We start from the raw sequence: 21,728 nt of genomic DNA on the forward strand, positions 1-21,728 counted from the left end.
TTTGCTATTAGAACAAGCGGTTAGCTTTTTTCTCTTTTTTGCAATTATGTTTATCAAACCTCAAATCACGCAATGTTCTCTTACCATTTCGGAACAAGATATCCATTTTATGCGGTATGCGTTGGAATTAGCGGATCGTGCCGAAGCGATAGGTGAAATTCCAGTTGGTGCGGTATTGGTTGATCAAGAAGGCAACATTATCGGCGAAGGCTGGAATCAAGTGATTCAATTGTCCGATCCTAGTGCGCATGCGGAAATGCTTGCGATACGTCAAGCGGGCAAAGTACAACGCAATTATCGCTTATTAGACTGTACGCTTTATGTCACTTTAGAACCTTGTACAATGTGTGCCGGTGCGATTTTACATAGCCGCTTACGCCGTTTAGTGTTTGGCGCAAGCGATTATAAAACCGGAGCTATCGGCTCTAGATTTCATCTGTTTGAAGATTATAAAATGAATCACTTTCTTGAAATTCGAGGCGGTGTGTTAGCAGAAGAATGTAGCCAAAAAATCAGTCGATTTTTTCAACGCCGTCGTCAAGAACAAAAACGGCAGAAGCAAGCGGTCTAATTTCATTGATTTTTTACAAAATCCAATTCGATCTAAGGACACCTAAATGATGTCCTTAGATTTACGCTAAAAACTACTCTTTTAGTTGTTGTAGAAACAATTCCATAACACGCGTATCCGATGTTAATTCCGGATGAAATACACAAGCCAGTAAATTGCCTTGCTTGGCAAATACAACATTGCCCTGCCATTCCGCCAGCACTTCTACCTCACTGCCTATACGACTGATATAAGGTGCGCGAATAAAAACCGCCGGAAAAGGTTCAGCAAATCCTTTGATCATCAAGTCCGTTTGGAAACTATCAACCTGCCGACCGAAAGCGTTACGCTGAACTTGAATATTCATTTTGGCTAAATGAGGAGGCTCGCCGCCTTCAAGTTTATTCGCTAACAGAATCAATCCGGCACAAGTACCTAATATCGGCTTATCAAATGATTTGAGCGCCTGAAATAAATCGCTCGAATGCATCAAGCGCCTCATTGCGGTACTTTCACCGCCGGGTAACACCAAAGCATCAATTTGCTGCAATTCGGATAACGACTTTACTGCTATGGCTTTTGCGCCCAAAGTTTCTATTTGAGCGATATGTTCCGAAACCGCCCCCTGTAATGCCAATACGCCTACGGTATATTTTGTATAATCGTTCATTACCAACCACGCTCTTGCATACGATCTTGTACCGCTAATTTGCTGATTTCCAACCCTCTCATCGGTTCGCCTAAATCCGCCGAAAGACGAGCGATTAAGTCATAATCTTGGTAATGTGTAGTGGCTTCTACAATCGCTTTTGCAAATTTCTCCGGATTTTCGGATTTAAAAATCCCCGATCCGACAAATACGCCGTCTGCGCCTAATTCCATCATTAATGCGGCATCCGCCGGTGTGGCAATTCCGCCCGCCGCAAAATTTACTACCGGTAATTTGCCTAACGTTTTAATTTGCAACAATAGTTCAAACGGTGCGCCTAAGTGTTTTGCTTCGGTCATCAGTTCGTCATGACTCATATTAATCACTTTACGTAATTGCGCATTGACCTTGCGTAAATGGCGAACCGCTTCCACTACATTGCCCGTTCCCGGTTCGCCTTTAGTACGCAACATCGAAGCGCCTTCACCGATACGACGCAGTGCTTCGCCTAAATCTCGGCAGCCGCATACAAAAGGCACAGTATAATCGCTTTTTAACAAATGAAACTCTTCATCTGCCGGCGTTAATACCTCACTTTCATCAATATAATCTACGCCCATTGCTTCCAGCACTCTCGCCTCAACGATATGTCCGATACGAGCCTTTGCCATTACCGGAATGGACACCGCTCCCATCACTTCACGCACAATAGCTGTATTCGCCATTCTTGCTACTCCGCCTGCGGCACGAATATCGGAAGGCACACGTTCTAATGCCATCACGGCAACTGCGCCGGCAGCCTCTGCAATGCGAGCTTGTTCCGCATTCACCACATCCATAATGACTCCGCCTTTTTGCATTTGAGCCATTCCACGTTTAACCGGATCAGAACCTAAAATTTTAGTCATATGAATTTCCTTTTTATTGATGTGAAAAACGATGGCTATTTTTATTTTAAACAGATATGATTAAAAGCATCAATTTAATAAATATTAATGAGGTCAGAAGTGAAAAAATTAAGCTATCTACTCAATAAGCAACAAACTACGCCGCTTTATTTACAACTTTATCAGCAAATCAAGCGGTCTATTTATAGTCAAGAATTGCAACTCGGCGATAAATTGCCGTCTAAACGTCATCTCTGCGAGCATTTACAAATCAGTCAAAATACGGTGGAAAGTGCTTATGCACAATTATTGGCGGAAGGTTATATTGAATCTAAACCTCGCAGCGGTTTTTTTGTCTGTTTTCAGGCGGAGTTGGCTTATCCGAGTGCTAATGTCGTAAAAAATTTTGTCAATTCGACCGCTTCTCCCGACTATGAGATCGATTTCAACCCGAATAAAATCGACAACCAATCTTTTCCGTTTAACCGCTGGAAAAAGTGTGCCAATTGGGCAAATAAAGATTTTTTAAATATGGGCGATAAGCAAGGCGATCTCAATTTACGTCAGCAAATTTCTCAATATCTATTAGCTTCACGCGGGGTAAATTGCGAGCCGGAACAAATCGTGATTGGGGCGGGCGTAGAAAGCTGCTTACAGCAATTGATCTTATTATTTCAGCAACTCAACCCTACGATGAATTGGGCGATGGAATCTTACGGTTATCCGACAGTAGAAAAATTGCTGAATCTCTATCAAAAGCCGATTTTCAAAATGCCGTTCAGCTCGGAAAACTATCAGCTGGATATTCCTTTCTTAGAACAAAATCGAATTAACGTCGCTTATTTGACCCCCTCACACTTATATCCGTTCGGTCACATTTTAACCATTGGACAACGCCAACAATTACTCGAATGGGCGGTCGCACAAGACGGACGTTATATTATTGAGGATGACTATGACAGTGAGTTCCGCTACACCGGTAAACCGATTCCCTCGTTACAAAGTTTAGACCGACAAGATACAGTGATCTATTTGGGATCGTTTTCTAAATTACTTATGCCCTCACTACGGATTACGTTTTTAGTGCTACCTCGCAATTTATTAAGCGAATATCAGCAATATTGTGAATTTTTTAATGCCTCGGTTTCTCGCTTGGAACAGCAACGTTTAGCCAAATTTATTCAATCAGGAGAATTTGAAAAACATATTAATCGAATGAGGAAAATATACCGCCGTAAAATGGAATTATTGTGTGAGCTACTCTCACCTTATACCAAACAAATTAACTATTACGGCGAACATTCCGGCTTCTATTTGTTGATCGAATTATTAAACGAAACAAGAACATTAGATCAATTAGTCGAACTGGCAAATACAGAGAAAATTAAGGTCTATCCGATTCATCATCAACAACGTAGATTATTTAGTTTAGGCTTCGGCCATTTGTCGGAGGAACAACTACGAAAGGGATTAGATAAGTTATTACATTGTTGGAATATTGCTTGCTAACAAGCGGTCGAATTCGGCAATTTTTTGCAAAAATAAAGGCACGTAACTACGTGCCTTTCTCTTCATTACGTAAAGATTAGAAATCTAGTAATTCTTTTTCTTTTGCCGCTAATACTTCATCAACTTTTTTCACATAACCGTCAGTGATTTTTTGGATTTCGTCTTGTGCTTTACGCTCTTCGTCTTCGCTGATTTCTTTGTCTTTTAATAACGCTTTGATTTGATCGTTTGCATCACGACGTACGTTACGGATTGCAATTTTACCTTGTTCGCCTTCACCTTTTACGATTTTGATTAAATCACGACGACGTTCTTCCGTTAATGGCGGAAGCGGAACACGGATGGTTGCACCTGCTGATGAAGGGTTTAAACCTAAATCGGAAGTTAAAATCGCTTTTTCTACCGCGCTAATTAAAGAACGGTCGAATACGTTTACCGCTAAAGTACGCGCATCCTCCGCCACCACGTTCGCTAATTGACGAAGCGGTGTCGCAGAACCGTAGTATTCCACTTGGATACCGTCTAAAAGACTTGGTTGCGCACGACCGGTACGAATTTTAGAAATATGGCTTTTTAACGCTTCTAAGCTCTTTTCCATACGATCTTGCGTATCTTTTTTAATTTCATTGATCATTTGTTATTCCTTTCAATATTTGAGTCAATAATCCTGTCAATTCTACCTAAATCCCTTTCGTTTTCATAGCCCTAACATCAAATTTCTCGCTTACCGAACAGTGACGAGCAAACAAAAACGGTCTGCTTTCTTTATTTGCAAATAAGTTAAAGAAAACAGACCGCTTGTATCGCATACGGGGTATTAAGAAATAATCGTACCTTCGGTCGTACCGGTAATCACTTGTTTTAACGCGCCCGGTTTTACCATATTGAATACGCGAATCGGCATACCGTGGTCGCGCGCTAACGTAAACGCCGCTAAGTCCATAACTTGTAATTCTTGATCGATAACTTCCGCATAAGTTAATTGATTATATAATTTCGCATCGGCAAATTTAGCCGGATCTTTATCATATACGCCGTCCACTTTAGTCGCTTTTAAGACGATGTCCGCTTCGATTTCGATACCGCGTAAACAAGCTGCGGAATCCGTAGTAAAGAACGGGCTACCGGTACCGGCGGAGAAAATTACCACACGTTTTTCACGTAACATTTTGATTGCTTCGGACCAGTTGTAAGTATCGCAAATACCGTTTAATTGGAATGCGGACATTAATTTTGCATTTACATCCGCACGGTGTAACGCATCACGCATTGCCAAACCGTTCATTACGGTTGCAAGCATACCCATATGGTCGCCCACAACACGGTTCATACCGGCTTTCGCTAATTTCGCACCACGGAATAAGTTACCGCCGCCGAGTACTACACCGACTTCCACACCCATTTCAATCAATTCTTTAATTTCTAATGCCATACGATCCAAAATAGACGGATCAATACCGAAGCCTTCATCGCCTTGTAATGCTTCGCCGCTTAATTTTAATAAAATACGTTTATAGATTGGGTTGCTCATTTTAATTGCCTCTTAATGCTGTATGGACTAAAAACAAAATTACGCTATTATAGACCATCCGATTTAAACAGGAAATAAATAAGAAATCATATTTATAATTTGGAATAAAAAATGATACAAAAATTAACAAAACAACAAATCATTTATACCGTTATTGCCGTTCTATTCGCAATCTTTTCGGGTTATGTGATGTTGAAAGGCTCAGGCTTTTTTCCTTCTCCGACCTTAGCCGAAATACTGTTTGCCGTAATACTGATTATCGCGTTAGGCAGTTCTAAGATCTCTTTTTACGGCTTATTGTTACCGATTACAATCGGTTATGCGCTTTACACCCCGATTGGGTTATCCTTCGGCGCACCGTCTTATCAATATATCGCCTCTTTATTCGCCACCGATTTATTGGAAGGCAGAGAATTTCTTTCGCAATTGCCTCTTACCAACTATTTACTGGCTGTCGGAATGTTGGTAGCGGTCATTTTTTTCCGAAAAATCACTAAAAAATATCGAATCAACTTTTTAAATAATCGTGCGTTTATCGTCTGCTCGCTGGTCATTTCCTTATTCAGTCTGGCACCCTTTAAATTCTTTCACGAATTTTTTAACGAAAGTATGAAAGTAAAACAAGAATTGGAAGCCTTAAATAACAGTACGGAAATTCCGTCCGAGTGGGGAACTTCAACCCTTTCCGCCGATTCAAAATATGATGATTATGTGCTGGTAATCGGCGAAAGCGCACGTAAAGATTACCATCACGCTTACGGCTATCCGGTTGAAAATACGCCGTTTATGAGCAATGCGAAAGGCACTTTGATTGACGGTTTTACCGCCGGCGGCACCAATACCATTGCTTCGCTCAAATTATTATTGACTAAGCCGAATACGCAAACTTGGGAAGGCAATTACCGCTTAAATTTGGTTGAGCTAGTCAAATCTGCCGGGATTAAAACTTACTGGATTTCCAATCAAGGCTATTTGGGACGTTTTGATACACCGATTTCTTCATTGGCAAATAAAAGCGATGAGAAAATCTTTCTAAAAACGGGCGATTCGTTTAGCCAAAATATCAGTGATTTCGCCTTATTACCGAAATTTAATCAGATCGTTTCACAAAACGCTCAAGGTAAACGCTTTATCGTGGTACATCTGTACGGTTCACACCCGATTACCTGTGATCGCCTAACCGATTATCCGAAAATCTTTGATGATGCGAAAATTGCGCAAAAATATCACAACGTGAACTGTTATCTTTCTTCAATGAAAAAAACCGATGAATTGCTGGAAAAATTATATAACGAGTTAAATCAAAATAAAGCGAAAACCGGCAGAAGTTTCTCTATGGTTTACTTCTCCGATCACGGCTTAATTCATAGCGAAGACGACAAAGGCATTCATATTTTAAATACCGCACAAGGTAAGTTACACTTTGACGTGCCGTTATTTAAAATTTCAAGCGATGATACCGAACGCCACGTTTATAAAGTGTTTAAATCCGGTTTAAACTTTACCGATGGTATCGGCAAATGGATTGGCATTACTAATGAGAAATTAAATCCGCAAGCGGATTTATTCAGTAATCAAAGCGATAAGAACGATTACGGGTTGAAGCAAGTGATTGAAAAAATCCCGGCAAAAGCCGATCCGGCGATTGTGATTCCGACCAAATAATCTTGCAAAATAATAAGCGATCATTTTTAAACTGAAATTTGCAAAAATCCGAATAAAAATGACCGCTTGTAGCAGACAGAAAAAAAGCAGGCAATCGCCTGCTTTTTATCATATTGAGAATTAAGCGTTACCGCCGGTGATTTTAGCAACTTCCGCTGCGAAATCTTCTTCAACTTTCTCGATACCTTCACCAACTTCTAAACGGATAAAGTTAGTTACTTTCGTATTTACAGATTTTAAGTAGTCGCCTACAGATTGTGAAGGATCCATTACAAACGCTTGACCTGTTAATGAAACTTCACCGGTGAATTTCTTCATACGACCTTCAACCATTTTCTCTGCGATTTCTTTCGGTTTACCAGAGTTGATAGCGATGTCGATTTGGATTTGGCGTTCGTGTGCAACAACTTCTGCAGAAACATCTTCAGGGTTTACGAATTCAGGACGGCTTGCCGCAACGTGCATCGCAACTTTTTTCAATTCTTCGTCCGAACCTTCACCCGCTACTAATACACCGATTTTAGCACCGTGTAAGTATTGTGCAATCACTTGACCGTCTAAGTATTGAACACGACGAATGTTCATGTTCTCACCGATCTTAGCCACTAATGCCGCACGTTTTTCTTCGAATTGTGCCGCTAACGTTTCAATCGTTGTACCTTTGTTTGCTAATGCGAAATCGGCAACTTCGTTTGCTAAACCTAAGAAACCTGCATCTTTTGCTACGAAGTCGGTTTCGCAGTTCATTTCAACTAACACACCAAAGCCTGCACCGATACGCGCTAAGATAACGCCTTCTGCCGCTACACGACCTGCTTTTTTAGCCGCTTTAGCTTGACCAGATTTACGCATATTGTCGATTGCTAATTCGATATCACCGTTTGCTTCCACTAACGCTTTTTTACATTCCATCATACCTGCGCCGGTACGTTCACGAAGTTCTTTTACGAGTGATGCTGTGATTTCAGCCATTTTGTATTCCTCTAAGGTTAAATTAGATAAGAAAAGCAGGAGGATAAAAATCGCCCCTGCTCTAAAGTGATTTAAGGGCTATGCCTTAACAATGATTATTCAGCTGTCGCTTCTAACTCAGCTTCAACGTTTGAACCACGACCTTCTTTAACTGCTGCTGACGCTGCGTCTAAGTAAAGTTGGATTGCACGTGTTGCATCATCGTTACCCGGAATGATGTAATTAACGCCGTCCGGAGTAGAGTTGGTATCAACGATAGCAAATACTGGAATACCTAAGTTGTTTGCTTCTTTGATTGCGATATGCTCGTGGTCGGCACCGATAACGAAAATCGCATCAGGAAGACCAGCCATATCTTTGATACCGCCTAAGCTTAACTCTAATTTTTCTAACTCACGAGTACGCATTAACGCTTCTTTTTTAGTGATTTTGTCAAAAGTACCGTCTTGAGTTTGAGTTTCTAAATCTTTTAAACGTTTGATTGACTGACGAACTGTTTTCCAGTTAGTTAGCATACCACCTAACCAACGATGGTTTACGTAGAATTGTTGGCAATCTACTGCTGCTGCTTTAACCGCTTCAGACGCCGCACGTTTTGTACCAACGAATAAAATTTTACCGTTGTTGCTTGAAATGCGAGTTAATTCCGCTAAAGCTTCGTTGAATAAAGGTAAAGTTTTTTCTAAGTTGATTACGTGAACACCGTTACGCGCACCAAAAATGAACGGTTTCATTTTTGGGTTCCAGTAACGAGTTTGGTGACCATAGTGAACGCCCGCGTTAAGCATATCGCGCATAGAAACTTGTGCCATAAGAATTTTCCTTAAATGTTGTTTGCTTTGTCACTTATGAAAGACAAAGCGGGGTTTAGCCTCCACATATCCTAATAAATCAACCACTTACGTAGCACCCCGATCATTAGCTTGTGATATGTGTGTGTGTTTTAGTGTTAAAAAATAAATGTGAATGTTTTTCGCCTAAAATTCCTCAGACAAAAAACGGGGCGAATTATGCCAAAAAACAGACAAAATTGCTAGCAAATTTTTGCAAAAATACCGGTAAATTTAACCGCTTGTTTTAGCTGCAATAGCCGCAATCCATGCACTCGCAACGTTCCCTTTCACTTAAATTGATCTGCTTACTGTGGAACTGTTGTAAGGTACAACGATGCCCCACGCTGATGATAATACTGTTCGGCAATCGCTCTCGAATCGTCCGATATAAAATCGCTTCGGTCGGTTCGTCTAATGCCGAGGTGATTTCATCAAGGAAAATCAATTCCGGCTTCGCAAGTAGGATACGGACAAACGCTACTCGTTGCAATTCGCCAGGCGAAAGCGTCGCTTGCCAATCGGTATTGAAATCCAACGAATCTACATATTTATACAAACAACATTCTTGCATCGCCGCTTTTAATTGTTCGTCCGTAACCGATAAATTCGGATAACAAATCGCATCGCGTAAACTGCCTTGCGGCACATAAGGGCGTTGTGGTAAAAACAGCGGCTGTTCTAAACAGGCACGTTCCGCCACTCCGAAGGTTTCAAACGGATAAATCCCCGCCAACGCTTTTAGTAAAGTAGTCTTACCCGTACCGGAAGCCCCTTGAATCAACAATGAATCGCCGGCTTGTAATTCAATATTGATATTTTTCAGCAAAATTTGACCGCTTGCGTCTTTGACCCCAAAATCTTTCAGCACAAAGCCTCTTGAACACGGATAAGACGCATTTACCGGCATTTGGTCGAGCTTATCCAAGGTAATGAAGAAGCCGTATAAACGATTCAAACGAGCTTGGTATAAAGTAAATTCTTCATAAAACAAGCGGAAAAAAGACAATGCGCGCATTAAGCGATTAAATGATTGTACCGTTTGGTGCATATCGCCTAATGTCGCTTGGCCGGCAAAGAAACGGGGCGCTTGTAACATCAAGGGTAAAATCATCGCAACTTGTGTTACGCCGGTATTAAAGCCGTCCAACCCCAACATTTTGCGCACAATCTTCCAGCGGTTTGCAATGATATAATCGAATTTAGCGGTTAAATTACGTTGTTCTCGAGATTCGCCCGAATAGAAAGCGATACTTTCGGCATTGTCTCGCACACGAATCAACGAATAACGGTAATCCCCTTGTAATTTTTCTTTATTAAAATTCAAACGAATGAGCGGTCGCCCAATCCAAACCGATAAAGCGGTCGCAAAAATGATAAACAGATAAATAAAGAACACCACACCCTTCGGAATATCTACACCAAATAGCGTCAGCAGTCCCGATAAGCCCCATAAGATAATGGTAAATTCAATAGTTGCTACAATCGAATTAATCACGCCTCGAGTGACTTCCACCGTCCCCGTTACAAAAGCAGTCGCATCTTGTTCGATACGTTGATCGATATTATCCGGCAACGTTTTCTCATACTGTAGCAAATAGTAATTTTTATTTTGCAACCAGCGATTTAACATCTCACTGTTGAGCTTTTCCAACCATTTAATTTCAAACGATTGGGTAAGAAAATAATTGATGATCGAGTGAATAATTTTCACGATCACCAATAACGCATTAATCCCCGCAAAAAACCAAAATGCTTCGACCGCTTTATCTTGTAACGATTTATATAAACCGTTGTAGAAAAAGGTATTTAGTACGCTAATCCGTACTTCCAGTAAGATCAAAAAGATCAATAATAAAAGTAAACCGAGCGTTTTCCCTTTATGGCTTTTTTGCCAACACGGTCGGGTAATATGCCAAAAACGATGCCCGAATTCGGTTTGCTTGAGTAGCCAACCGGTTGCAAGAAGCCCGACGGATGCGCAGCAAAGCGCCGTTATCAGCCATAAAAAACTATTATTTAACTCTGTTTGCCAGTTCATTTAAAAATTCGTAACCCGATAAAGAGCATAAAAAAAAACAAGCGGTCGGAATTGGCAAATTTTTTGCAAAATCCGACCGCTTGCCAAATGGCTATTTAGAATGAATATTCCATATTTGCCCAGTAAGTACGAGGCATACCTAACACGGCGAAACTGCGATCATACTGACCGCGCTGTACCTGCCAATAGTGCTTGTTAAAGGCGTTTTCTACCCCACCGCGTAAAGTCAGCGTTTGTTTATCCGCCACTTCCACGACATATTTCGCACCGAAATCCACTGTGGTATAAGACGGTAAACGATAATTCGCCTTACTATCTTGATAAGATTTACCATAGTATTGTAATGCGGCATTCAGCGTTAAGTTAGCCACAAACGGCGTATCCCATTCCACATTCGCTTTTGCCATCCAACGAGGACTGGTCACTTGCACGCCGTCGGTAATCACATCGGCATAAGTCGGGAAATCAAAGACTTTCGCTTGATTATAAGTTAGCCCTAATGACGGGCGTAATGTGTTATTTAACAAACTTGCATAGGCGTTAAATTCAATTCCACGGTTACGTTCTTTACCATGCTCTTTGCCCGCAAATGCTTTCAACGCTGCTTTATTGCCACGAATAATACCCGGACGGCGAATTTCATACGCACTTAATGTTGTCGTTAGCCAGTTATCCCAGTTTTTACGTACACCGACTTCAATTTGCTTGCTGACACGAGGGCTATTCATCTCACCAGTTTCCGCATCAATATTACCCGGCTCTAGATCTTCCAAATAGTTACCATAAAATACTAAATCCGGATTCGGCACATAAGCAAGTGTTACCATCGGGCTAAAGCGATCCGCTTTCACTTCCGTACCGGCTTTTTTATCCTGTTGCTTAATCCACTGGAAACGACCGCCTAAAGTTAAGCGAACGGTATTTTCCACAAAGCCCAATGTATCTGCGAAGGCAAGGCTATTGGCGCTCAGTTTTGAATCCACACCCTGCGTATTTGCAGTTAAATCAAAATTCTTTAATTGAGCAAAATTCGGGGCATAGATTGTGCCACCTTTAATTTTTCCGTTAGTTTTACTGCTTTGGTCATGATCTCGCTGGCGTATCACCGAATCAAAGGCTAAATTCCAGTTATGTGAAATAGCCCCCGTTTCAAAATCGCCTTGTAATTTCAAATTACCGCTAGTTAGCGGAACTATCGAACATAAATCATGGTTCCCCTTAAAGGTAGGTTCTCTTCAAGTTATTCCTCAACAAGTTGATGTGGCAAGTAAATCAAGAGCATTTAAAAAGAATACTTTTAATATTCCAATTGATTTAATGGTGGTTGCGGATTTATCGGGCTCTATGGACTATGATTTAAGTAATGTTAATAAAATTCCTAATTCGCCGATGAGTAAACTAAATATTTTAAAATCAGTACTTTCTGAAATAGCTCAAAAAACTTTATTAAGTGATGATGCAAATAGAAATAATCGAATTTTTGTAACTCCTTTTGCAATGGGAGCAGAAATTAATAGTAATTCCTGTGCTATACCATATCAATGGACACCACCAAAAACAGATACAGAACTACAACAAATTAAAAATACATTAAATAGTAAAAATTCAGGAACTTCATTTACACGAGCAGCGCTTATTCATAATTTAGTTTATCGATTAGATACAAAAAAAACTCTAGAAAAAATCGGAGAAAATAATACTCGAGTGTTCTCTTTCCCTAAAGGATTATTCTGTTTACAGCGGATGAGAAATACTAACCCATCGTGGTATGGTCAAACTCAACGTGATAGTTTTGTTAATTATGTAGAAACTCTTAAAGCCGATGGTGCAACACTAGCGAGTTCAGGTTTATTAGTTGCAGCTAATAGAATGTTAAATGAGAAAAGTAGAACTGAACAATTAGGAGAACAAACAAAACGAGTCATTCTTGTTCTATCTGATGGTAACGATGAAATTCTAAAAGGTGAAACAGAAGGCGTCCCTTTTGTTAATTATAGCCGTATTACTGATAATTTAATCTATGGAAGACAAGAAGAATTTAGTAATACTCCGGAGATCAAATCTTTCAGAAATGGGAATGGATATAAAGAACTAAATATTTATTTAAAAGAAAAACAAACATCTAAAGATAAGAATAAAGGTGCTTGTCATGTAATACGTGAGAAACTTAATAAATTAAATAGTGATGAGAATACTAAAATTGTATTTGTTGAATTTGGTTATAAATCAAAATCTAAAGAAGCCTGGGAGTATTGTGTAGAAGGAACAAAAAATTATTACTCTGCAACAGATAAAGAATCTCTCCTCAACTCATTCAAACAAGCCATTGGTGAAACGGATGATGTAGGACGTAGTATTAACTAATAATATCCATATAAATAAGCAGTCTGAATTTGCAAGATTTTTACAAATTCAGACCGCTTTTATTTGCTCTTTTTTAGCATTTAACCGCTTTTAAGTTTATTAGGTAGGATACTTTGGAACAGTTCTCGGCTTTTTAACGGTTGAGAACCTAAGTAAGGTTTTAATGCCATACGAGTAAAGCGTTTCGCCGCTTGTAAGGTGGCTTTATCGGAAAAATCCAATTGTTCGAAGGCCAATAAATCTTTACCAAGAAAACTGGCGTTATTCCGTAGCAATGAAGCAATAAAGCCTTCATTTTCTTTAAATTGATAAGTCATCGAAGGAGATACCGGATCACCGGTGGCGGCACAAATAGAAAAGTTTACCCCATAACCTAATGCTTTAAGCATTTGAAATTCAAATGTGCGTAAAATCGGCTCAATTTGTTCCGGCTGAGCGGCAAGGCGTGTCATACACTGCAAATAGTGCTGAAATAGTTCTGGGTAAGCGGTCTGGTTTTCCAGTACTCTTGCAAGCACTTCATTGACATAGAACCCGCTATATAAGGCTAAGGTTTGCATCGGTAAAGTTAATGACGCAGGTTCCGCTTTAGTCAAAGTTTTTAGATCGCCCTTACCGCTCCAACGTAACAATAAAGGCGTAAATGGTTGTAATACGGCTTTCAGCGGCGAACGAGGTCGTCTTGCACCTTTAGCAAGCAGTGTGATTCTTCCGTGTTCTTCGGTAAAGAAATCGACTAATAGACTTGTTTCGCTATATTCGCGACGGTGAAGAACAAAACCCCGATGCCAGTTTTCAATCATTATTGAAGTTTACTCGTCCATATAGCCTAAGCTGCGTAATGCACGTTCGTCATCCGCCCAGCCGGCTTTCACTTTCACCCATAATTCCAAGTGAACTTTGTTATCAAACAAGCGTTCCATATCGGCACGCGCTTCCATTCCAATCGTTTTGATTTTTTGCCCTTTTGCGCCGATAACCATTTTTTTCTGACCTTCACGCTCTACTAAAATCAAACCGTTGATTTCATAAGTGCCGCGCTCGTTCAGTTTAAATTGTTCGATTTCTACCGTGACCGAATACGGCAATTCCTCGCCGGTAAAGCGCATTAATTTTTCACGAATAATTTCCGATGCCATAAAGCGTTGGCTACGGTCGGTAACATATTCTTCAGGGAAATGGTGAACCCCTTCACGTAAGGATTTACGTACGATTTTTTGCAGGATATGTACGTTTTTACCACGTTGTGCCGAGATCGGTAAAATTTCTGCGAAATCGAATTTTTGTGAAAGCTCGGTAATATGCGGTAAAAGTTCGTCTTTTTCTTTAATGTTATCAACTTTATTAATCGCTAATACCACCGGCGCTTTTGCTGAACGCAATTTATTTAATACCATTTCGTCATCGTCGGTCCATTTTGTACCTTCAACGACGAAAATAATTAAATCCACATCGCCGATTGCCGAACTTGCCGCACGGTTCATTAAACGGTTAATTGCTCGTTTTTCTTCGATATGCAACCCCGGCGTATCCACGTAAATCGCTTGATATTGATCTTCGGTATGAATACCGACAATACGGTGACGAGTTGTCTGCGCTTTACGAGAAGTAATTGAAATTTTTTGACCTAAAATTTTATTTAATAAGGTCGATTTGCCGACATTCGGGCGACCGACAATGGCGATAAAGCCGCAGTAGGTTTTAGGTTGTTGATTTTGTTCTGTCATTTTTTATCCTTTATTTTCCACAGAGATACCAACAAAATACGGTATCAGTGTATATTTCTGTGGTTTCTTCTATTTCGTCGTTAGTTTAGCCAATACTTGTTCGGCTGCATTTTGTTCCGCTTTACGGCGGCTGGTACCGATGCCGATAAAGATTTCTTCCAACATTTCAATTTTGCAAGTCACTTTAAAGGTTTGATTATGCGCTTCACCTTTAATATCCAACACTTCGTAAGTTGGTAACGGCAATTTACGGCCTTGTAAAAATTCTTGTAAGCGTGTTTTCGGATCTTTTTGCGCATCGCCCGGTTTCATCTCGGCTAATAAATCCTGATACCACAGATGAACTTGTTCAATCGCCTTATCCATGCCCGCATCTAAGTAAATAGCGGCAATAATCGCTTCGACACAGTCGGAGAGAATCGATTCACGGCGATAACCGCCGCTTTTTAATTCGCCCGCACCTAATTTCATATATTCGCCTAAGCCGAATTGACGCGCTAAAATCGCTAACGTTTGTTCGCGTACTAATGTTGCGCGCATACGGCTTAATTCGCCTTCATTAGCCTTAGGAAACTTCTCAAATAACGCTTTACCGATCGCAAAATTTAAAATCGAATCGCCCAAAAACTCTAAACGTTCGTTATTTTTTGCGCCGGCACTTCGGTGAGTTAAAGCCTGTAATAGATAATCCAAGTTAGTAAACTGATAACTTAATTTTTTCTGTAATCTTTCGAGTTGCATATTATTCATTCTAAAACAGAGTAAAAATACAAGCGGTCGTATTTTGCCGATTTTTGACAAAAAAGACCCGCTTGTATGATGTACTTCGCTCAAATATTAATTGATTGAAGTAAACATTCTGTCAAAACGTAAACCGCTTGGATATTCATTCGGTTTTTTATCTAAACTTAACCAAATAAATGTCGCTTTACCGACTACGTTTTGTTCCGGTACGAATCCCCAGAAGCGGCTGTCTTCACTGTTATCACGGTTATCGCCCATTACAAAGTAATGTCCTTCCGGTACAATCCATTCGCCCGGAGGCATACCTTCTTGTGCAAATAAGTACGGTTCATAATTAAATGCAAACGGGTTATTTAAGATTTGGTGGGTAACGTCGCCTTTCTCGGTACGTTCAATTTGCATTTCGCCGTGATAGAAGAAATCCGCATTCGGCTTACCTTCGCCGTATTCAAATACCGTTTGTTTACCATCTGCGTGAGTAACGGTTAATTGCTGTGTATGCGAATCGTATTTCACTCGATCACCGCCAACACCTACTACACGTTTAATATAATCGACATGCGCTTGTTTCGGTGCTTTAAATACAATCACATCGCCACGTTCCGGATGACCAGTTTCAATTAAAGTATTTTGCCAAATCGGATCTTTAATGCCGTAGCTGAATTTATTCACGACTAAGAAATCCCCTACACGTAGGGTCGGTTCCATCGAACCGCTCGGGATTTGAAACGGTTCAAAAATAAACGAGCGTAGCACCGTGACAAAAAACAATACGCCGAAAAGCGAAGCGAAGAAATCACCGATAGCGGAGCGAGGTTGAATTTCCGCTTTTTCTTCTTCGGTTAAAGGACGGTTTAAACGTTTTTCTTCTCTGGCAATTGCCGCATTACGACGAGGATCCGCACTAAATTTATAGAATGCCCAAAAACCGCCGCAAATAACGACTAATGCAACCAATAATATAGAAATGGTGTTCGGTAACTGCATTGAATCCAATGTTTTCCAAACACCATATAAAATTGCGATAAAAATAATCGGCATAATTTGCGCCATTGTTTTCTCCTTAGTTTATTGATTACGGAAAACACGGAATATGCGGTCGATTTTGCAACATTTTCACAAAATTTGACCGCTTATATTCCGTGTATGCGTAACAACTAGTCTTTACCTACATGAAGAATCGCTAAGAACGCTTCTTGCGGTACATCTACGTTACCGAGGGATTTCATTCGTTTTTTACCCTCTTTTTGTTTTTGTAGCAGTTTTTTCTTACGACTCACGTCACCGCCGTAACATTTCGCCAATACGTTTTTACGTAACTGTTTTACGGTCGAACGAGCAATAATATGGTTGCCGATTGCCGCTTGAATCGCAATATCGAATTGTTGGCGCGGAATCAACTCTTTCATTTTTTCCACTAGCTCACGTCCACGATAAGGCGCGTTATCTTTATGTACGATTAATGCCAACGCATCGACACGATCACCGTTGATCATAATATCGACACGCACCATATCCGCCGTTTGGAAACGTTTGAAACCGTAATCCAAAGACGCATAACCGCGAGAAGTCGATTTTAAGCGGTCGAAGAAATCTAACACCACTTCGCCCATCGGGATCTCGTACGTAAGTGCGATTTGGTTACCGTGGTAAACCATATTGGTTTGTACGCCGCGTTTTTCCACACAAAGGGTAATCACGTTACCTAAATACTCTTGCGGCACTAACATATTACATTCGGCAATCGGTTCGCGAATTTCCGCAATATTACTGATCGGCGGTAATTTTGACGGGCTGTCCACATAAATGCTTTCGCCGTTGGTTTGTACCACTTCGTAAACTACCGTCGGTGCGGTGGTAATTAAGTCGAGATCATATTCGCGCTCTAAACGTTCTTGAATGATCTCCATGTGTAATAAGCCTAAGAAGCCGCAACGGAAACCGAAACCTAATGCGGTCGAGTTTTCCGGTTCATAGAAAAGCGAGGCGTCATTCAGACTTAATTTACCTAATGCGTCGCGGAACGCTTCATAATCGTCCGAGCTAATCGGGAACAAGCCCGCATAGACTTGCGGTTTAACTTTTTTAAAGCCCGGTAACACTTCGGTCGCCGAATTATGATGATGGGTTAAGGTATCGCCCACCGGTGCGCCTAAAATATCTTTAATCGCACAGACCACCCAGCCCACTTCGCCGGTTTTAAGTTCTGCGGTATCCACTTGTTTCGGTGTAAAAATACCTAAACGATCAACGTTATACGATTGACCGGTACTCATCACTTTAATTTTATCGCCTTTTTTGATTGTACCGTTTTTCACACGTACTAAAGACACGACACCTAAATAGTTATCAAACCACGAGTCGATAATCAGCGCTTGTAACGGTGCATCGGGATCCCCTTCCGGTGCCGGAATTTTTTTCACGATGTCTTCCAACACGTCTTCAATACCTAAACCGGTTTTTGCCGAACAACGCACCGCATCCATCGCATCAATCCCCACGATGTCTTCAATCTCTTCCGCCACTCGTTCCGGTTCTGCCGCCGGTAAGTCGATTTTATTCAGAATCGGTACAACTTCTAGATCCATTTCAATTGCGGTATAGCAGTTTGCCAATGTTTGCGCTTCCACACCCTGACCGGCATCCACCACTAATAACGCCCCTTCACAAGCGGCAAGCGAACGAGAAACTTCATAAGAGAAGTCCACGTGTCCCGGTGTGTCGATAAAGTTTAATTGATAAGTTTCGCCGTCTTTCGCTTTATAATTAAGCGTTACGCTCTGTGCTTTGATCGTGATTCCACGTTCGCGTTCTAAATCCATCGAGTCTAAAACTTGCGCTTCCATTTCACGATCCGATAAGCCGCCGCAAGTTTGGATTAAACGGTCGGATAAGGTTGATTTACCGTGGTCAATGTGGGCAATAATTGAAAAGTTACGAATATTTTGCATTTTCATCGGGCAATAAATGTCCTGTGTTGTAATAAATTTATTTAAAGGGAAAATTAACCGACCAATTCTACTTTAAATCCGCTACTTTGGAAAGGAAAAGCACAAAAAAGCAAGCGGTCGTTTTTCCAAGAAATTTTGCAAAAAAATCTTGAAAAAAGACCGCTTGTATAAATAAAAAATTATAATAGTCGTTTGACGGCTTGAGAAACATCCGAAGCTAAACTAATTGCAGTAATTACCGCGACGCCGTCCGCTCCGTTTTGTTTCAAGGTTGCCACGTGTTCGGCTTTCACTCCGCCGATAGAAACAATCGGCTTACGAATTCCGGCTTCACGGGCTTTTTTAACAAAATCCAAACCGATCGGCGGATTATGTTTTTCTTTGGAATTGTTCGGGAAGACCGGACCTAATCCGCAATAATCCACTTCAATCATTTGCTCGGAACGCCAAAGATCTTCTAAGGTATTATTCGATAAGCCGATAATCAAAGGTTTATCGGTCATCTGCCGAATCATTATCGGAGACATATCCTTTTGTCCGACATGTACACCGTCCGCATCAATCTCGATTGCTAACGCAACGTTATCGTCCACAATAAACGGAACCTTGTATCGGCGACATAAATCACGGCATTGAATCGCTAATGCTTTTTGCGCATTCGGCTGATCTTCCAGCGAGTTTTTGCTTTTATCACGAAATTGAAAGCAAGTAATCCCCGCTTGCAATGCCTGTTCTAAAATCAACAAGAGATTTTGGCTTCGATCTTCGGTCGGATTCAGACAATCTTGCGTGCCGGCAATAAAATAAAGTTGGAGCATTTGTCGAATATCGTACATTATCATTTCCTTATTTTGACAGTTCCTGATACGCCCAATGGTTTGTCGGCCCATGCCCTTGCCCGATATTCAGCGGATGCGAAATCGCCGCACTGATATAGGCTTTTGCAACTTTTATCGCATTTTCTACCGCCTGTCCTTTGGCTAATTCCGCAGTAATACAAGCGGAAAACGTACAGCCGGTGCCGTGCGTATGACGGGTCGGGAAACGTGGACATTCCAAAGTAAACTGTGAATTTGGTGTAAATACCCAATCACGGCAATGCGTACTTTGCGAATCGGCTAAATGCCCGCCCTTAATCACTACTGTCTTAACACCTAAATCTTGCAATTTTTTTGCCGCCTGATAAGCGGTCGTATCATCGATAATTTTCACACCGGTTAAGGCTTCCGCTTCGGGTAAATTCGGCGTAATCACATCTGCGAGCGGTAATAAATGCGTCTTTAAGGCGTTAATCGCATTTTGTTGTAATAACGGCGCACCGCCTTTAGCGATCATTACCGGATCAAGTACTAATTTACCGAAATTATACTGACGTAAAGCATTTACCACACATTCAATCACTTCCGCCGTACCTAACATACCGATTTTAAAGGCTGAGATTTGAAAGTCTTCTGCGATTGCTTTAAGTTGCGATTCAATTGTACTGAGCGGCACGCTATGAATATCGAATACGCCCAACGTATTTTGCGCGGTAATCGCGGTCAGCACCGATGTGCCGAAAACACCTCGCATTTGGAAGGTTTTTATATCCGCCTGAATCCCCGCTCCGCCACCGCTATCCGAACCGGCGACAGTTAAAGCCTGTGCTATCTTTTCCATATATTTCTCTCTAGTAAGTCGTTCACTATGGTTTCAATTCAACCGTATATGTTTTTAGCTCGGGTACAGTTTTAGTCAAACCGTTCTTTTGCATAAACTCGCTGAATTTTTGATATTTTTCACGATCTAATTTACGAGGTTCATCCGCTAACTTCGGTAACGTATCACGCCACGCGAGACGATTTAATTCCGTATCCAATTCCTTTGGCTTATAGCTGACAAAGCTATGCCACGCTTCGTCCGGCGACTGTTTTAAATAATGCGTTGCTTGTTCTAAAGCGGTCAAAAATGCGGAAAATTTTGCATCGTTCGCTTTATCTTTATGCGCGACCAGAATTAATTCTTCATAAACCGGTACGCCGAAATCTTCCACAAAGAATGCTTTACCTTCATGTTTTTCCAACTGCATCTGGTTTAATTCAAAATTACGAAAGCCGCCGATAATCGCATCAACTTGACCTCTAATCAGACTGGGAGAAAGTGACCAATTTACATTGATCAATTCCACGTCTTTCGCTAAAACCCCCGAATTAGCTAACATAGTATTAAGCAACGCATCTTCAAAACCGCTTACCGAATAACCGATTTTCTTACCTTTTAAATCGGCGATATTTTTTACCGAGCCGTTTTTCAAAACGATTAAGCTATTCAGCGGTGTCGGAACCAACGTACCGAAACGGACTAACGGCAAACCTTGATCGACTTGTAGTTGTAATTGCGGTTGGTAATCCACCGCAATATCCGCCTGCCCTGCGGCAACCAGTTTCGGCGGCATAGACGGATCCGCCGGCTCGACAAGCTCGACATCCAAACCGTTTCGCTTAAAATAACCTTGTTGCTGAGCCACAATAATCGCAGCGTGATCAGGATTAACGAACCAATCTAATAAGACCGTCATTTTTTCGCCAGCCTGTGCTTGTAATGCCAAGCTACAAGCGGTCAGAAAAGCTAATTTTTTTACATATTTCATCCTTTTCTCCTTTAAGAAAGATTATATTGTTTGATCAAGCCCCATTTGCCAAAATTCGACTTCCATACGTGTCGCCGTGGTAAAAATCTCTTGTAATTTTGCGAGATGTTCCGCCGGCAAGTTTTCGCAGAGCTGATTAAGATAATCAGCCAGTTTTGCCACTGCCGCTTGGTATTCGGGAGCCGCATAGGTATCAATCCATGCCTGATACGGTGTATTTTCTACCGCACTGTCGGCTAACTTTTTACCGATTTCCGCATAGCCGATTGCACAAGGTGCTATCGCGGTAAATAGTTCGGCTAATCCGCCTCGCATACCGCAATCGAGTACATAACGTGTATAAGCGACACACGCCGAGCTTTCCGGCGTTTTACGCACCTCTTGTTCCTCAATCCCCCATTCACGACAAAACTGCAAGTGCAGTTCCACTTCGTTTAAGATGGCTTGTGTCGCATCCAATGCGTAACGCATTTGGTCAAAATTTTCCGCTTTATAAATACCGAGCGATAATGCTCGGCAATATTGATAAAGATACAGATAATCTTGTTTCAAATAATGCTGAAAGCTACTTTTCGGCAAGCTACCGTCCGCCATTTTTTGCACAAAAAGATGTTCAGTATATGCACGCCAGTAAGGCTCTGCATTTTGGATAAATTGCTGAATAGCGGTCATTTTTTCT

The 21,728-nt window shown here is 41.1% G+C and carries 20 protein-coding genes and 1 pseudogene; 4 read left to right on the forward strand and 17 right to left on the reverse strand.

Annotation, left to right across the window (positions count from 1 at the left end):
- The first annotated feature begins 46 nt into the window (after nucleotides 1-46).
- On the forward strand, nucleotides 47-571 hold the full coding sequence (gene tadA / locus DY200_RS03735) for a tRNA adenosine(34) deaminase TadA (protein WP_005618867.1): 525 nt from the start codon (nucleotides 47-49) through the stop codon (nucleotides 569-571).
- 73 nt (nucleotides 572-644) lie between these two features.
- On the opposite strand, the gene pdxT is transcribed toward tadA, so the two are convergent.
- A complete protein-coding gene (gene pdxT / locus DY200_RS03740; protein WP_115586971.1) occupies nucleotides 645-1,220 on the reverse strand; it encodes a pyridoxal 5'-phosphate synthase glutaminase subunit PdxT in 576 nt (191 codons plus the stop codon).
- Nucleotides 1,220-2,107, reverse strand: coding sequence for a pyridoxal 5'-phosphate synthase lyase subunit PdxS (gene pdxS / locus DY200_RS03745; RefSeq protein ID WP_115586972.1), 888 nt, complete (start codon nucleotides 2,105-2,107; stop codon nucleotides 1,220-1,222). Before pdxS ends, pdxT begins: the two co-directional genes overlap by 1 nt.
- A gap of 99 nt (nucleotides 2,108-2,206) precedes the next feature.
- Between pdxS and pdxR the strand changes: the two genes are divergently transcribed.
- Nucleotides 2,207-3,595, forward strand: coding sequence for a MocR-like pyridoxine biosynthesis transcription factor PdxR (pdxR, locus tag DY200_RS03750; protein ID WP_244924179.1), 1,389 nt, complete (start codon nucleotides 2,207-2,209; stop codon nucleotides 3,593-3,595).
- Between the two features lie 76 nt (nucleotides 3,596-3,671).
- Here the strand turns inward: pdxR and frr are convergent, their stop codons facing one another.
- Together frr and pyrH are read right to left on the reverse strand one after the other, a co-directional pair.
- Nucleotides 3,672-4,229 (reverse strand): ribosome recycling factor, encoded by a 558-nt coding sequence (gene frr, locus DY200_RS03755; protein WP_005596791.1) that lies wholly within the window; start codon nucleotides 4,227-4,229, stop codon nucleotides 3,672-3,674.
- Nucleotides 4,230-4,412: 183 nt separating this feature from the next.
- Entirely contained in the window at nucleotides 4,413-5,126 is a 714-nt protein-coding gene (gene pyrH / locus DY200_RS03760; RefSeq protein WP_115586974.1) for a UMP kinase, read from the reverse strand.
- 111 nt (nucleotides 5,127-5,237) lie between these two features.
- Between pyrH and DY200_RS03765 the strand changes: the two genes are divergently transcribed.
- A complete protein-coding gene (locus tag DY200_RS03765; RefSeq protein WP_115586975.1) occupies nucleotides 5,238-6,791 on the forward strand; it encodes a phosphoethanolamine transferase in 1,554 nt (517 codons plus the stop codon).
- A gap of 120 nt (nucleotides 6,792-6,911) precedes the next feature.
- Here DY200_RS03765 and tsf read toward each other — a convergent pair whose 3' ends face one another.
- The 4 genes and pseudogenes from tsf to DY200_RS03785 form a co-directional block, all read right to left on the reverse strand.
- Entirely contained in the window at nucleotides 6,912-7,763 is an 852-nt protein-coding gene (gene tsf, locus DY200_RS03770) for a translation elongation factor Ts (RefSeq protein ID WP_005603944.1), read from the reverse strand.
- 95 nt (nucleotides 7,764-7,858) lie between these two features.
- The gene (gene rpsB, locus DY200_RS03775) at nucleotides 7,859-8,575 is read right to left on the reverse strand and encodes a 30S ribosomal protein S2 (protein ID WP_005596781.1); all 717 of its coding nucleotides are present in this window, start codon (nucleotides 8,573-8,575) and stop codon (nucleotides 7,859-7,861) included.
- Nucleotides 8,576-8,840: 265 nt separating this feature from the next.
- Nucleotides 8,841-10,634: an ABC transporter ATP-binding protein/permease gene (locus tag DY200_RS03780; RefSeq protein ID WP_115586976.1), complete on the reverse strand. Its 1,794-nt coding sequence runs from the start codon at nucleotides 10,632-10,634 to the stop codon at nucleotides 8,841-8,843.
- Between the two features lie 95 nt (nucleotides 10,635-10,729).
- Nucleotides 10,730-11,818, reverse strand: a pseudogene (locus DY200_RS03785) (TonB-dependent siderophore receptor); the annotation flags it as partial.
- A 76-nt stretch (nucleotides 11,819-11,894) separates the two neighbouring features.
- Here DY200_RS03785 and DY200_RS03790 point away from each other — a divergent pair.
- Nucleotides 11,895-12,998, forward strand: coding sequence for a pilus assembly protein (locus tag DY200_RS03790; protein ID WP_147291295.1), 1,104 nt, complete (start codon nucleotides 11,895-11,897; stop codon nucleotides 12,996-12,998).
- 80 nt (nucleotides 12,999-13,078) lie between these two features.
- Here the strand turns inward: DY200_RS03790 and recO are convergent, their stop codons facing one another.
- From recO to tenA, 9 genes are all read right to left on the reverse strand, one after another.
- Nucleotides 13,079-13,801 (reverse strand): DNA repair protein RecO, encoded by a 723-nt coding sequence (recO, locus tag DY200_RS03795; RefSeq protein ID WP_115586978.1) that lies wholly within the window; start codon nucleotides 13,799-13,801, stop codon nucleotides 13,079-13,081.
- Between the two features lie 9 nt (nucleotides 13,802-13,810).
- Nucleotides 13,811-14,725, reverse strand: a complete 915-nt coding sequence (era, locus tag DY200_RS03800) for a GTPase Era (RefSeq protein ID WP_005611747.1) — start codon at nucleotides 14,723-14,725, stop codon at nucleotides 13,811-13,813.
- A 69-nt stretch (nucleotides 14,726-14,794) separates the two neighbouring features.
- Nucleotides 14,795-15,466, reverse strand: coding sequence for a ribonuclease III (gene rnc / locus DY200_RS03805; protein WP_005618856.1), 672 nt, complete (start codon nucleotides 15,464-15,466; stop codon nucleotides 14,795-14,797).
- 96 nt (nucleotides 15,467-15,562) lie between these two features.
- Nucleotides 15,563-16,522, reverse strand: a complete 960-nt coding sequence (gene lepB / locus DY200_RS03810) for a signal peptidase I (protein WP_115586979.1) — start codon at nucleotides 16,520-16,522, stop codon at nucleotides 15,563-15,565.
- A gap of 104 nt (nucleotides 16,523-16,626) precedes the next feature.
- Nucleotides 16,627-18,420: a translation elongation factor 4 gene (gene lepA / locus DY200_RS03815; RefSeq protein WP_115587971.1), complete on the reverse strand. Its 1,794-nt coding sequence runs from the start codon at nucleotides 18,418-18,420 to the stop codon at nucleotides 16,627-16,629.
- Between the two features lie 179 nt (nucleotides 18,421-18,599).
- Nucleotides 18,600-19,256, reverse strand: coding sequence for a thiamine phosphate synthase (gene thiE, locus DY200_RS03820; protein WP_115586980.1), 657 nt, complete (start codon nucleotides 19,254-19,256; stop codon nucleotides 18,600-18,602).
- 10 nt (nucleotides 19,257-19,266) lie between these two features.
- Complete coding sequence (thiD, locus tag DY200_RS03825) at nucleotides 19,267-20,079, reverse strand: bifunctional hydroxymethylpyrimidine kinase/phosphomethylpyrimidine kinase (protein ID WP_115586981.1); 813 nt, start codon at nucleotides 20,077-20,079, stop codon at nucleotides 19,267-19,269.
- A gap of 25 nt (nucleotides 20,080-20,104) precedes the next feature.
- Nucleotides 20,105-21,049 carry an ABC transporter substrate-binding protein gene (locus DY200_RS03830; protein ID WP_115586982.1) on the reverse strand — a complete coding sequence of 315 codons (945 nt, stop codon included), beginning with the start codon at nucleotides 21,047-21,049 and terminating at the stop codon, nucleotides 20,105-20,107.
- Nucleotides 21,050-21,070: 21 nt separating this feature from the next.
- The gene (gene tenA, locus DY200_RS03835; protein WP_483396356.1) at nucleotides 21,071-21,721 is read right to left on the reverse strand and encodes a thiaminase II; all 651 of its coding nucleotides are present in this window, start codon (nucleotides 21,719-21,721) and stop codon (nucleotides 21,071-21,073) included.
- Nucleotides 21,722-21,728: the final 7 nt, after the last annotated feature.

The organism is Actinobacillus lignieresii (assembly GCF_900444945.1).
GTDB classification, from domain to species: Bacteria; Pseudomonadota; Gammaproteobacteria; order Enterobacterales; family Pasteurellaceae; genus Actinobacillus; species Actinobacillus lignieresii.